The 13,017-nt window shown below is 72.1% G+C and carries 8 protein-coding genes and 1 pseudogene; 6 read left to right on the top strand and 3 right to left on the bottom strand.

Features of this window, described 5'->3' with window-relative positions; genetic code table 11:
• Positions 1-40 precede the first annotated feature (40 nt).
• Positions 41-3,076, top strand: coding sequence for an excinuclease ABC subunit UvrA (gene uvrA, locus ACGFR9_RS32175; protein ID WP_393215661.1), 3,036 nt, complete (start codon positions 41-43; stop codon positions 3,074-3,076).
• A gap of 19 nt (positions 3,077-3,095) precedes the next feature.
• Here uvrA and ACGFR9_RS32170 read toward each other — a convergent pair.
• Positions 3,096-3,864, bottom strand: a pseudogene (locus ACGFR9_RS32170) (carbohydrate kinase); the annotation flags it as partial.
• Positions 3,861-4,949 (bottom strand): LacI family DNA-binding transcriptional regulator, encoded by a 1,089-nt coding sequence (locus ACGFR9_RS32165; RefSeq protein ID WP_393215658.1) that lies wholly within the window; start codon positions 4,947-4,949, stop codon positions 3,861-3,863. The gene ACGFR9_RS32165 and the pseudogene ACGFR9_RS32170, both read right to left, overlap by 4 nt.
• 479 nt (positions 4,950-5,428) lie before the next feature.
• Between ACGFR9_RS32165 and ACGFR9_RS32160 the strand changes: the two genes are divergently transcribed.
• Positions 5,429-5,851 (top strand): Rieske (2Fe-2S) protein, encoded by a 423-nt coding sequence (locus ACGFR9_RS32160; protein ID WP_393215655.1) that lies wholly within the window; start codon positions 5,429-5,431, stop codon positions 5,849-5,851.
• Between the two features lie 10 nt (positions 5,852-5,861).
• On the opposite strand, the gene ACGFR9_RS32155 is transcribed toward ACGFR9_RS32160, so the two are convergent.
• Positions 5,862-6,809 carry a hypothetical protein gene (locus ACGFR9_RS32155; RefSeq protein WP_393215652.1) on the bottom strand — a complete coding sequence of 316 codons (948 nt, stop codon included), beginning with the start codon at positions 6,807-6,809 and terminating at the stop codon, positions 5,862-5,864.
• A gap of 959 nt (positions 6,810-7,768) precedes the next feature.
• Here ACGFR9_RS32155 and uvrC point away from each other — a divergent pair.
• From uvrC to whiA, 4 genes are read left to right on the top strand one after another with little or no spacing between them, the layout of a single operon-like run.
• Positions 7,769-9,880, top strand: coding sequence for an excinuclease ABC subunit UvrC (uvrC, locus tag ACGFR9_RS32150; protein WP_393215649.1), 2,112 nt, complete (start codon positions 7,769-7,771; stop codon positions 9,878-9,880).
• Entirely contained in the window at positions 9,880-10,881 is a 1,002-nt protein-coding gene (gene rapZ / locus ACGFR9_RS32145; RefSeq protein WP_393215646.1) for an RNase adapter RapZ, read from the top strand. Before uvrC ends, rapZ begins: the two co-directional genes overlap by 1 nt.
• A complete protein-coding gene (gene yvcK, locus ACGFR9_RS32140) occupies positions 10,878-11,945 on the top strand; it encodes a uridine diphosphate-N-acetylglucosamine-binding protein YvcK (protein ID WP_393215643.1) in 1,068 nt (355 codons plus the stop codon). Before rapZ ends, yvcK begins: the two co-directional genes overlap by 4 nt.
• Entirely contained in the window at positions 11,936-12,925 is a 990-nt protein-coding gene (gene whiA / locus ACGFR9_RS32135) for a DNA-binding protein WhiA (RefSeq protein WP_030224649.1), read from the top strand. Before yvcK ends, whiA begins: the two co-directional genes overlap by 10 nt.
• Positions 12,926-13,017: the final 92 nt, after the last annotated feature.

Raw genomic sequence — 13,017 nt, 5'->3', positions numbered from 1 at the left:
CCCGCCCCTGTCACTTCTCTCAAGAAAGGTGCGGACCGGCGTGGCCGACCGTCTCATCGTCCGTGGAGCGCGCGAGCACAACCTCAAGAACGTCTCGCTCGATCTCCCGCGCGACTCGCTCATCGTCTTCACGGGCCTGTCGGGGTCGGGCAAGTCCTCGCTGGCCTTCGACACGATCTTCGCCGAGGGGCAGCGGCGCTACGTGGAGTCGCTCTCCTCGTACGCCCGGCAGTTCCTCGGCCAGATGGACAAGCCCGACGTCGACTTCATCGAGGGCCTCTCCCCGGCGGTCTCCATCGACCAGAAGTCGACCTCCCGCAACCCGCGCTCCACGGTCGGCACCATCACCGAGGTCTACGACTATCTGCGGCTGCTCTTCGCCCGCATCGGCAAGCCGCACTGCCCCGAGTGCGGCCGTCCGATCGCCCGCCAGTCGCCGCAGGCCATCGTCGACAAGGTCCTGGAGCTGCCGGAGGGCAGCCGCTTCCAGGTGCTCTCCCCGCTGGTGCGCGAGCGCAAGGGCGAGTTCGTCGACCTGTTCGCCGACCTCCAGACCAAGGGCTACTCCCGCGCGCGGGTGGACGGCGAGACGATCCAGCTCTCCACCCCGCCCACGCTGAAGAAGCAGGAGAAGCACACCATCGAGGTGGTCGTCGACCGCCTCACGGTCAAGGACAGCGCCAAGCGCCGTCTCACCGACTCCGTCGAGACCGCCCTCGGTCTGTCCGGCGGCATGGTCGTGCTCGACTTCGTCGACCTCCCCGAGGACGACCCGGAGCGCGAGCGCATGTACTCCGAGCACCTGTACTGCGCGTACGACGACCTGTCCTTCGAGGAGCTGGAACCCCGCTCCTTCTCCTTCAACTCGCCCTTCGGCGCCTGTCCCGAGTGCACCGGCATCGGCACGCGCATGGAGGTCGACCCCGAGCTGATCGTCCCCGACCCGGACAAGAGCCTCGACGAGGGCGCCATCCACCCGTGGTCGCACGGCCACACCAAGGACTACTTCGGCCGCCTCATCGGCGCCCTCGCGGAGGCGCTGGGCTTCCGTACCGACATCCCGTTCGCGGGACTGCCGCAGCGCGCGAAGAAGGCCCTGCTGCACGGCCACAAGACCCAGGTCGAGGTCCGCTACCGCAACCGCTACGGCCGCGAGCGCCGCTACACCACGGCCTTCGAGGGCGCCGTCCCGTTCGTCAAGCGCCGGCACAGCGAGGCCGAGAGCGACGCCAGCCGGGAGCGCTTCGAGGGCTACATGCGCGAGGTGCCCTGCCCCGCCTGCGAGGGCACGCGACTGAAGCCGGTCGTCCTCGCGGTCACGGTCATGGGCAGGTCCATCGCCGAGGTCTCCGGCATGTCCATCAGCGACTGCGCGGACTTCCTGGGCGAGCTGAAGCTCACCGCCCGCGACAAGAAGATCGCCGAGCGCGTGCTCAAGGAGGTCAACGAGCGGCTGCGGTTCCTGGTCGACGTCGGCCTGGACTACCTCTCGCTCAACCGCGCGGCCGGCACGCTCTCCGGCGGCGAGGCCCAGCGCATCCGCCTGGCCACCCAGATCGGCTCCGGACTCGTCGGCGTGCTCTACGTCCTCGACGAGCCCTCCATCGGTCTGCACCAGCGCGACAACCACCGGCTGATCGAGACCCTGGTCCGGCTGCGCGACATGGGCAACACGCTCATCGTCGTGGAGCACGACGAGGACACCATCAAGGTCGCCGACTGGATCGTCGACATCGGCCCCGGCGCCGGTGAGCACGGCGGCAAGGTCGTGCACAGTGGCTCCCTGAAGGAACTGCTCGCCAACGCCGAGTCGCAGACCGGCCAGTACCTGTCCGGCAAGAAGGCCATCCCGCTGCCCGACATCCGCCGCCCGCAGGACCCGACGCGCCGGCTCACGGTGCACGGCGCCCGCGAGAACAACCTCCAGGACATCGACGTGTCCTTCCCGCTGGGCGTCTTCACCGCCGTCACCGGTGTCTCCGGCTCCGGCAAGTCCACACTGGTCAACGACATCCTGTACACCCACCTCGCCCGCGAGCTGAACGGCGCGCGGAGCGTCCCGGGCCGGCACACGCGCGTGGACGGCGACGACCTCGTCGACAAGGTCGTCCACGTCGACCAGTCGCCCATCGGCCGCACCCCGCGCTCCAACCCGGCGACGTACACCGGCGTCTTCGACCATGTCCGCAAGCTGTTCGCCGAGACCACGGAGGCGAAGGTCCGCGGCTACCTGCCGGGGCGCTTCTCCTTCAACGTCAAGGGCGGCCGCTGCGAGAACTGCGCGGGCGACGGCACCATCAAGATCGAGATGAACTTCCTCCCGGACGTGTACGTCCCGTGCGAGGTCTGCCACGGCGCCCGGTACAACCGGGAGACCCTGGAGGTCCACTACAAGGGCAAGTCCGTCGCCGACGTCCTGAACATGCCGATCGAAGAGGCCATGCACTTCTTCGAGGCCGTCCCGGCCATCGCCCGCCATCTGCGGACGCTCAACGACGTCGGTCTCGGCTATGTCCGCCTCGGCCAGTCCGCGACCACCCTGTCCGGTGGCGAGGCGCAGCGCGTGAAGCTCGCCAGCGAGCTGCAGAAGCGCTCCACCGGCCGCACGGTCTACGTCCTGGACGAGCCGACCACCGGTCTGCACTTCGAGGACATCAGCAAGCTGCTGACGGTCCTGTCCGGCCTGGTCGACAAGGGCAACACGGTCATCGTCATCGAGCACAACCTCGACGTGATCAAGACCGCGGACTGGGTCGTCGACATGGGCCCGGAAGGCGGCTCCGGCGGCGGACTGGTCGTCGCGGAGGGCACACCGGAGCAGATCGCCGCCGTTCCGGCCAGCCACACGGGCAAGTTCCTGCAGGAGATCCTGGGGGCGGACCGGATCAGCGACGCCGCGCAGGCGCCGGCCCCGCGCAAGGCGGCGAAGAAGACGGTCGCCGCAGGGACCGGCAGCAGGAAGACGGCCACCAAGGCGGTCGGCGGTACGGCCGCCAGGAAGACCGCCACGAAGGCGGCCGCCAGGAAGACCGCCACGAAGGCGGCCGCGAAGAAGACGCGGGCGGCCACGGACTGACCGGCCCGCACCGACACGCGCCGTGCGGCGAGGCCGTGCAGCAGAGCCGCGTTCACCGTGTCGCCGGCGCCGATCGTGTCCACCACCTCGACCCGCTCGCCCGGCACGGTGTACGCGCCGCCCTCCCGGGTGTACACGGTCAGCCCCTCCCCGCCCCGGGTGACCACCACCGCCGCCGGTCCGGCCGCCAGCCACTCCTTCGGGGAACCGCCCAGCCACTCGGCGTCCTCCTCCGACAGCTTCAGCAGCGACACCGACGGCAGCCAGTTCCGGAACCGGGCCCGGTAGGCGTCCGGGTCGTCAATGAGCACCGCCCGGATGTTGGGGTCCAGCGCCGTGAACACTCCTCGCGTGCCGGCGGCACACATCAGCTCCTCGTACGCGCTCGCGCCCGGCTCCAGCACCAGCGAGCAGGTGCCGAAGGACACCGCGCGCGTGCCCGCCGGCAGCACGTCGGGGGCGGTGAACAGCCGGTCCGCCGTCCCCTCCACATAGAAGGAGTACGCCGCCGAACCGTCCGTGCCGACCGTGGCGACGGCCAGCGTCGTCGGCTCGTCGCCGCGCTGCACCGACGACACGTCCACACCGCTGTCCCGCAGCCGGTCCAGCAGCGCCTCCCCGAAGGCGTCACGGGACACCCGGGAGCAGAACGCGGTGGGGGAGCCGAGGCGGCCCAGCGCCACCGCCGTGTTGAAGGGGCCGCCGCCGAGCGCCGGCGTCAGCGCCGCGAGCGCGCCCGCGCCGCGCGGTACCAGGTCGATCAGTGCCTCACCGGCTACGACGATCACGAGGGTGTTCCTTTCCGGGGTTTCTCGGATTTCTCGGGCTGTGCCGGGCCGTCCGGCTGCTGCGCTGTGTCGGGGCAGCCGCAGGATGTGCGGTGCACGAAGGCGCACGGGAGCCGTTCGGTCCGCGCGGGGCGGTCCGGTGCGGCGAGACGGTCGAGGAGGACGCGTACGGCGCGGGCGCCGATGTCCCTGCTGGGCTGCGCGATCGCCGTGAGGCGGGGGGTGAACAGGTCCGCCCACGCGAAGTCGTCGAAGCAGCACAGTGCGATGTCCGCGGGCACGGAGAGGCCGTGCGCCCGCAGGGCGCGCAGGGCGCCGATCGTCATGGCGTTGTTGGCGGTGACCAGTGCGGTGGGGCGGGAACCGAGGGTGAGCAGCTCCGTCGTGGCCCGTTCGGCGCCCGCCGACTCCGAGTGGCCGTGCACCAGGAGACGCTCGTCGTACGGCAGTCCGGACGCGGCGAGGCCGTGACGGTACCCGGTGATCCGTTCGGCGGTCGTGCTGAGGCCCGGGCGGCCCGCGACCAGGGCGATACGGCGGTGCCCGAGGCCGGCGAGGTGGGTGACCAGCCGGGCCGTCGGTTCCGTGCTCTCGGCGCAGATCTGGTCGAAGCGGGGTGCGTCGCCGTCCGGGGGCAGGTCGACCAGGCGGTCCAGGAAGACGGCCGGGACCCGGTGGCGGCCCAGGTAGGCGAGCAGTTCGCTCGGCTGGGCGGAGGGGGCGATGATCATGCCCTCCACGCGGCGCTCGTGCAGCAGCTGGACGACCTTGCGCTCGTGCGCCGGGTCGTCGTGCGGGTCGGCGATGAGGAGGCTGTAGCCGTGCCGCAGCGCTTCGGCTTCGACGCCCTGGAGGATCTCCGTGAAGTACGGGTTGCTGATCGCGGAGACCGCGAGGCCGATCGAGCGGGTGCGGGAGGTCACGAGGGAGCGGGCGAGGGTGTTCGGGGTGTAGCCGAGTTCGTCGATGGCGTCGAGGACGGCCTGGCGGGTGTGGGGGAGGACCGGGCGGGTGTCGTTGAGGACGTGGGAGACGGTGGCTACGGAGACGCCGGCGCTGCGGGCGACGTCGGCCATGGTTGCCATGGGGTCTCCTTTGGTACCGGGCGCTGAGGCGGGTGGGGTGCCGGTTGGGGACCGTATCCCATTTCGGGGGGCGCGTAAACGCTTGCGTAAGCGTTTACGTATGCGTTTGCGTATGCGTTTTGCGTGGGCTGGAGTGGCCGGGGGTGTTCGCGCGGCCCGGCGCGGGCTGCTCCGCGTGGGGGTGGGGCGGGGGGTGTTCGCGCGGCCCGGCGCTTGCGGGGTGCCGTCGCGCCCACCCGTGCCGCCCTGCGGCACGATTGCCCGCGGATCGCGGATCGCGGATCGCGGATCGCGGATCGCGGAGTGCGGAGTGCGGAGTGCGGGGTGGGGGCGCGAGGCGCGGGGTGCCCGGCGCGGGGCGGGAGGTGCCCGGCGCGGGGCGGGAGGTGTGGGGTGTGGAGGGGGTGGGGTTGGGGGCTGGGTGGGGCCGGTATCGTCGCTGGTGTTCAGGTGTGCCGTGCTTTCTCAGGGGAGATCTCATGTCCGGGCGGGTTGCTGCCAGTCGGCGGGCTGTTCTGCGGGGGGTGGCGCTCGCTCCTGTCGCCGGGCTGGGGGTCAGTGCGTGCGGGGGTGGCGGGGACGGCGCGGAGGCTCCGTTGGCCGGACCTGTCGAACTCGGTCCCGAGAGCGAGGTCGCCGAAGGCGGGGCGAAGCTGTACCGGGAGCACAACGTCGTGGTGAGCCGGGGCGGGGACGGGGCCCTCACGGCGTACAACACCGTCTGCACCCACGCGGGATGCGCCATCAACAAGCTCGAGGGCACGAAGCTGATCTGCCCCTGTCACGGAAGCGAGTTCGACGCCGCCACCGGCAAGGTGCTGCGCGAGCCGGCCGTGGCCCCACTGAAGGCACTGACCGTCGAGGTGAAGAACGGCACGTTGGTCGCCGAGCCCCGGGGCTGACCCGGGTCGGTCACTCCCAGTCCCAGGCGATTCCCACATAGCCCGACCGTACGCGCGGCTCCACCAGGTGCACCGAGCGGTGCCGTCCGCTGAACGCCAGTTCCTGATGGCCCCCGCGCGGTGCCGCCGCGGAATGCTGGGTGAACCGGTGGCAGCGCACCGGGAGCGTCCCGGAGTCGAAGCACACCTGGAGCGCGTACTGGCCGCCGGGGGAGTCCGCCCCGCGGACGTATTCGTGCGACACGCCCGCCGTGCCGTCCTCGACGGCGTAGCGGAAGAGGAAGGTGTCACCGGCCCGCAGTCGCGTGTCGAAGAGCAGCTCGGCCGCGAGCACCCCGCTGTCCCGGTGCAGGCGGACGCGACCGGTGCGGCAGTTCTCCAGGGCGCGCACGGTCATCCGCCCCGGTACCGCACCCGGGTCGCCGTGGTGGACGGCCACATAGCGGTCGACTCCGTCCCGGTAGGCGCGCACGATGTGGTGCGACTCGCGCTCCGCCAGTTCGCGCCGCGCCCCGATCCGTATCCGCTCGTGCTGCCCCAGGGTGTGCAGTCCGCCGTCGCGCGGGATGCCGAACTCGGCCAGCAGCCGTTCCCGTACGCCCGAGGCCTCGACCAGGGTGCGGTGGGACCGCCCGGTGGAGCGCCGGTCCGCGGGGTGCTGGTCCGGTTCGGCGAGCAGCCGGATCAGTGACTCCTCCGGCAGTTGCAGGATCTCCTCCAGCGCGCGTACGGCGCGCAGGGACTCCGGGCGCTGCGGGCGGCGGGCGCCCTGCTGCCAGTAACTCAGGCTGGTCACGCCGACCTTCACGCCGTGGCGTGACAGATGGTGCTGCACCCGCTGCAGCGGCAGCCCCCGCGCGGCGATCGCCGCGCGCAGGGCGACGTGGAAGGGGCCGCCGCGCAGGGCCGAGTCCAGTTCCGCGGTGACGGGGTCCGCGTGCGGTGTGGCGTGCGGCATGCAGGGGCCTTTCTGTGGAGTCCACGACGGCTGGTCAGACCGTTCGCGCGGGCACCCCGGAGCCGCCCGGCCGGCGCGGCGGAGCCTTCACATCCGTACGCCGTCGTTCAGGGCCCGGAGTTCCCACGCATTGAAGCGTGTTGACCTAGTCCCGACAACACCTGACGCCCAACAGCGGCCGACACCCGACCCTATGGACCGTCGACCCCACGAACCATGGGTACTACGACCCACCGCCGGCCATGTGCCCCCTCGGCGCCGCGACCCACACCGGGCGCGGCGCCCCCGTGCGCCTTGTGTCCGGAAGCCGCGTGCCCCACGGTCCTCGCGTCCCGACAGGGGCTCCGCGGTCCCACAGGCCGTTCGTCCCCGCCGGGGCCGCCTCCGCAGGGCAGTGCGTTCCCACGGGTTCTGTGTCTCCCCGCAGGCGCTGCCTCCGCAGGGCCCACGCGCTCTCGCGGGCCCTGCGCCCTCCACGGCGCCGTGCCCGCACCGCCACGAGCCATCATGGCGCCGTGCCCGCACCGCCACGAGCCATCATGGCGCCGTGTCCGCACCGCCACGAGCCACCATGGCGCCGTGTCCGCACCGTCTGAGCCACCGTGGCGCCGTGCCCGCACGGCCGCGTCCCGTCGCCCCCTACGGCGTCCCGCCCTCACCCCGCCCCTCCGCCCGTGCCCGCAGGCGCTTCGCACGGACGATGTCGGGGTCGCGGGGGTCGGTGAGGGGGAACGGGTCGTCGTAGGGACGGCGGGAGCGGGACGGCCTTCGTGATTTCTCGATCCGTGTCTGTCGCATTTCGACCCGCCCTCCGCGTGGTGACCGCCCTCTTCGAACGCCTTCATGGCCGCCCGCCGATCACCCGGAGGACGGAACCCCCACCTTCCCGTTCCCGGACCGCCGTAACCCCCGTCCACAGGCCCGTCGCGGTGTCGGTCCCCGCCAGTAGGGTGTGAGACATGGCCGACCCCTCCAGCTACCGCCCCAGACCGGGTGAGATCCCCGACTCGCCGGGGGTCTACCGGTTCCGCGACGAGCACCGCCGGGTGATCTACGTCGGAAAGGCGAAGAGCCTGCGCCAGCGCCTGGCGAACTACTTCCAGGACCTGGCCGGGCTGCACCCGCGCACCCGCTCCATGGTCACCACGGCCGAGTCCGTGGAGTGGACGGTGGTGTCCACGGAGGTCGAGGCGCTCCAGCTGGAGTACTCCTGGATCAAGGAGTACGACCCCCGGTTCAACGTGAAGTACCGCGACGACAAGAGCTACCCCTACCTCGCGGTGACGATGAACGAGGAGTTCCCGCGCGTGCAGGTGATGCGCGGTCACAAGAAGAAGGGCGTGCGCTACTTCGGCCCGTACGGACACGCGTGGGCGATCCGCGACACCGTGGACCTGCTGCTGCGCGTCTTCCCGGTGCGCACCTGCTCGGCCGGGGTGTTCAAGAACGCCGCCCGCACCGGCCGCCCCTGTCTGCTCGGCTACATCGACAAGTGCTCGGCGCCCTGCGTGGACCGCATCTCCGCCGAGGACCACCGGGAACTGGCGGAGGAGTTCTCCGACTTCATGGCGGGCCGCACGGGCACGTATCTGCGCCGCCTGGAGCGGCAGATGGCGGACGCGGCCGAGGAGATGGAGTACGAGCGGGCCGCCCGTCTGCGCGACGACATAGGGGCCCTGAAGAAGGCCATGGAGAAGAGCGCGGTCGTGCTGGCCGACGCGACCGACGCCGACCTGATCGCGGTCGCCGAGGACGAGCTGGAGGCGGCCGTCCAGATCTTCCACGTACGCGGCGGACGTGTGCGCGGCCAGCGCGGCTGGGTCACCGACAAGGTCGAGGAGATCACCACCGCCGCCCTGGTCGAGCACGCGCTGCAGCAGCTCTACGGCGAGGAGACCGGCGACGCGGTCCCCCGGGAGGTCCTGGTGCCCGCCCTGCCCGACCCGGTGGAGCCGGTCCAGCAGTGGCTGACCCAGCGGCGCGGCTCCGGCGTCTCCCTCAGGATCCCGCAGCGCGGGGACAAGAGGGCCCTGATGGAGACCGTGGAGCGCAACGCCAAGCAGGCGCTCGTGCTGCACAAGACCAAGCGCGCCTCGGACCTGACCACGCGCTCGCGCGCGCTGGAGGAGATCGCCGAAGCGCTGGAGCTGGACAGCGCCCCGCTGCGCATCGAGTGCTACGACATCTCGCACCTCCAGGGCGACGACGTGGTGGCCTCCATGGTCGTCTTCGAGGACGGACTGGCCCGCAAGAGCGAGTACCGCCGCTTCCAGATCAAGGGCCGGGCCGGAGACACGCGACTCTGGCACGGTGAGGGGCAGGACGACGTCCGTTCCATGCACGAGGTGATCACCCGACGCTTCCGCCGCTACCTCGCCGAGAAGGAGCGCACAGGGGAGTGGACGGACGGCGACGAGCCCGGCGCCGAGGGGCCCTCCGGCGGTCTCGGCGAGCCGCCCGCGAGCACGCTCACGGAGGACGACGGCCGCCCCCGGCGCTTCGCGTACCCGCCCCAGCTCGTCGTCGTCGACGGCGGCGCGCCGCAGGTCGCGGCGGCCCGGCGGGCGCTGGACGACATGGGCATCGACGACATCGCCGTGTGCGGGCTCGCCAAGCGGCTGGAGGAGGTCTGGCTGCCGGGCGACGCCGACCCGGTGGTGCTGCCACGCACCAGCGAGGGCCTCTATCTGCTTCAGCGCGTCCGCGACGAGGCCCACCGGTTCGCGATCACCTATCAGCGCGCCAAGCGCGCCAAGCGCTTCCGGTCCGGCCCGCTGGACGAGGTGGCGGGGCTCGGAGAGACCCGTAAGCAGGCACTGATCAAGCACTTCGGTTCGGTGAAGAGGCTGCGATCGGCGACAATCGACCAGATCTGCGAGGTTCCGGGCATAGGCCGCAAGACGGCCGAGACGATCGCCGCGGCCCTCGCACAGGCGGCACCCGCCGCCCCCGCCGTGAACACCGCGACGGGCGAGATCATGGAGGACAGGGAAGAGCCCGGGCAGCCGACGGGTTCCCCCGGGGAGCCCGTCGCCACGGGCGCCCCTGACGAACGACGGGGGCAGGAGTGATGACGAAGCACGAGGCGGGACCCGCACCGGAGCGGGACCGGACACAGCAGGAGACGGGCGGGAGCGGTGCCGCCGCCGCCCGCCAGGACGACGGAGCACAGGTGGGTACGGGCAAGGAAAAGGCCGGGGTGCCGGAAGCGGCCATCCCCGAGCTGGTGATCATCTCCGGTATGTCCGGGGCCGGCCGTTCGACGGCCGCGAAGTGTCTCGAGGACCTGGGCTGGTTCGTCGTGGACAACCTGCCGCCCGCGCTGATCCCCACCATGGTGGAGCTCGGCGCGCGCTCACAGGGCAACGTGGCGCGCATCGCGGTCGTCGTCGACGTCCGCGGCCGGCGCTTCTTCGACAACCTCCGCGAGTCCCTCGCCGGCCTCGACGGGCGGGGCGTCACCCGGCGGACCGTCTTCCTGGAGTCCTCCGACGAGGCCCTGGTACGCCGCTTCGAGTCGGTGCGCCGCCCGCACCCGCTCCAGGGCGACGGCCGGATCGTCGACGGCATCGCCGCCGAACGGGAGCTGCTGCGCGAGCTGCGCGGCGACGCCGACCTGGTGATCGACACCTCCAGCCTCAACGTGCACGAGCTGCGCGCCAAGATGGACGCCCAGTTCGCCGGCGACGAGGAGCCGGAGCTGCGCGCCACCGTCATGTCGTTCGGCTTCAAGTACGGCCTCCCGGTCGACGCCGACCTGGTCGTGGACATGCGGTTCCTGCCCAACCCGCACTGGGTCCCCGAGCTGCGCCCCTACACCGGCCTCAACGAGGAGGTGGCGTCGTACGTGTTCAACCAGCCCGGCGCCAAGGAGTTCCTCGACCGGTACGCGGAGATGCTGCGGCTGATCGCCGCGGGCTACCGTCGTGAGGGCAAGCGCTATGTGACCATCGCCGTCGGCTGCACCGGCGGCAAGCACCGGTCGGTCGCCATGTCGGAGAAGCTCGCCGCCCGGCTCGTCGCCGAGGGCGTGGAGACGGTGGTGGTCCACCGGGACATGGGACGGGAATGACACGAAGTACACCGCGGCTGAGCCGGTTGCGCAGGGCGGTCCCCGAGGGCCGCGCGGGCCGGCCGGCCGAGACCCGTGGCGCGAGACCGCGCCGCCGGGGCACCCAGCCGAAGGTCGTCGCCCTCGGCGGCGGCATGGGCCTGTCCGCCTCGCTCGCCGCGCTGCGCCGGATCACCGGCGACCTCACCGCCGTCGTCACCGTGGCCGACGACGGCGGCTCCAGTGGCCGGCTGCGGGACGAGCTGGGTGTGCTGCCACCCGGCGACCTGCGCAAAGCCCTGGCCGCGCTGTGCGGCGACGACGACTGGGGCCAGACCTGGGCGCGCGTCATCCAGCACCGCTTCCAGTCCCAGGGCGATCTGCACGAGCACGCGGTCGGCAATCTGCTGATCGTCGCCCTGTGGGAGCAGCTCGGCGACCATGTCCTGGCGCTGGACCTGGTGGGCCGGCTGCTCGGCGCGCACGGACGCGTGCTGCCCATGTCCGCCGTGCCGCTGGAACTCGAGGCCCTGGTCAGGGGGCATGACCCGGAGCGGCCCGACGAGATCGGCACCGTCCGCGGCCAGGCCACCGTCGCCCTCACGCCGGGCGACGTACAGTCCGTGCACCTGCTGCCGAACGACCCGCCCGCCGTCCCCGAGGCGGTCGCCGCGGTCCTCGACGCCGACTGGGTGGTGCTCGGCCCGGGCTCCTGGTTCTCCTCGGTCATTCCGCACCTGCTCGTGCCGGAACTGCTGGACGCCCTCATCGAGACCAAGGCGCGCCGGGTGCTCTCGCTCAACCTCGCCCCGCAGCCGGGAGAAACCGAGGGCTTCTCTCCGCAGCGTCATTTGGAGGTTTTGGGACGACACGCCCCTAAACTCGCCCTGGACGTGGTGCTCGCCGACGAGGCCGCCGTGCCCGACCGCGACTCGCTGGCCGATGCGGCCCAGCGGTTCGGGGCCGCGGTCGAGCTGGCCCCGGTGGCCCGGCCCGACGGAAGCCCCCGGCACGACCCGGAGCTGTTGGCCGCCGCGTACGACCGTATTTTTCGGATGCATGGAAGGATCGGCCCATGGCGATGACGGCAGCGGTGAAGGACGAGATCTCCCGGCTCCCCGTCACCCGGACCTGCTGCAGAAAGGCGGAGGTCTCCGCCATTCTGCGGTTCGCCGGCGGCCTTCACCTGGTGAGCGGGCGCATCGTGATCGAGGCGGAGCTGGACACCGCGATGGCGGCCCGCCGCCTCAAGCGGGACATCCTGGAGATCTTCGGCCACAGCTCCGAGCTGATCGTGATGGCCCCGGGCGGACTGCGCCGCGGCTCGCGCTACGTCGTACGGGTGGTCGCCGGCGGTGACCAGCTGGCCCGCCAGACCGGCCTCGTGGACGGCCGCGGCCGTCCGATCCGCGGCCTGCCACCGCAGGTGGTGTCCGGGGCCACCTGTGACGCCGAGGCGGCCTGGCGCGGCGCCTTCCTGGCCCACGGCTCCCTCACCGAGCCCGGCAGGTCCTCCTCCCTGGAGGTGACCTGCCCCGGCCCCGAGGCCGCGCTCGCCCTGGTCGGCGCCGCCCGCCGGCTGTCGATCGCCGCCAAGGCGCGCGAGGTGCGGGGCGTGGACCGGGTCGTGGTCCGCGACGGCGACGCGATCGGCGCGCTGCTCACCCGGCTCGGCGCGCACGAGTCGGTGCTGGCCTGGGAGGAGCGCCGGATGCGCCGCGAGGTCCGTGCTACGGCGAACCGGCTGGCCAACTTCGACGACGCCAACCTGCGCCGCTCGGCCCGCGCGGCCGTCGCCGCCGGTGCCCGCGTCCAGCGCGCCCTGGAGATCCTCGCCGACGACGTCCCGGAGCATCTCGCCGCCGCCGGCCAGTTGCGCATGGAGCACAAGCAGGCCTCCCTGGAGGAGCTGGGAGCGCTCGCCGACCCGCCGCTCACCAAGGACGCCGTGGCCGGCCGCATCCGCCGGCTGCTGGCGATGGCCGACAAGCGCGCGTCCGACCTCGGCATCCCGGGTACGGAGGCCAACCTCGGCGAGGAGCTGGACGACAAGCTGATGGTCTGACAGGCAGTCAGGGAACCGGCGCGGGCGCCCGCTTGGGTGACCGGCGCCGGTTCTCGCGTGTCGGGGCGGCACCCTTGACTCGATCATGTTGT

This window comes from Streptomyces sp. NPDC048584 (genome assembly GCF_043199595.1).
Taxonomy (GTDB): Bacteria; Actinomycetota; Actinomycetes; order Streptomycetales; family Streptomycetaceae; genus Streptomyces; species Streptomyces edwardsiae.
Note: the sequence above shows the minus strand (reverse complement) of the source record. Positions and strands in the feature narration are given on the sequence as shown.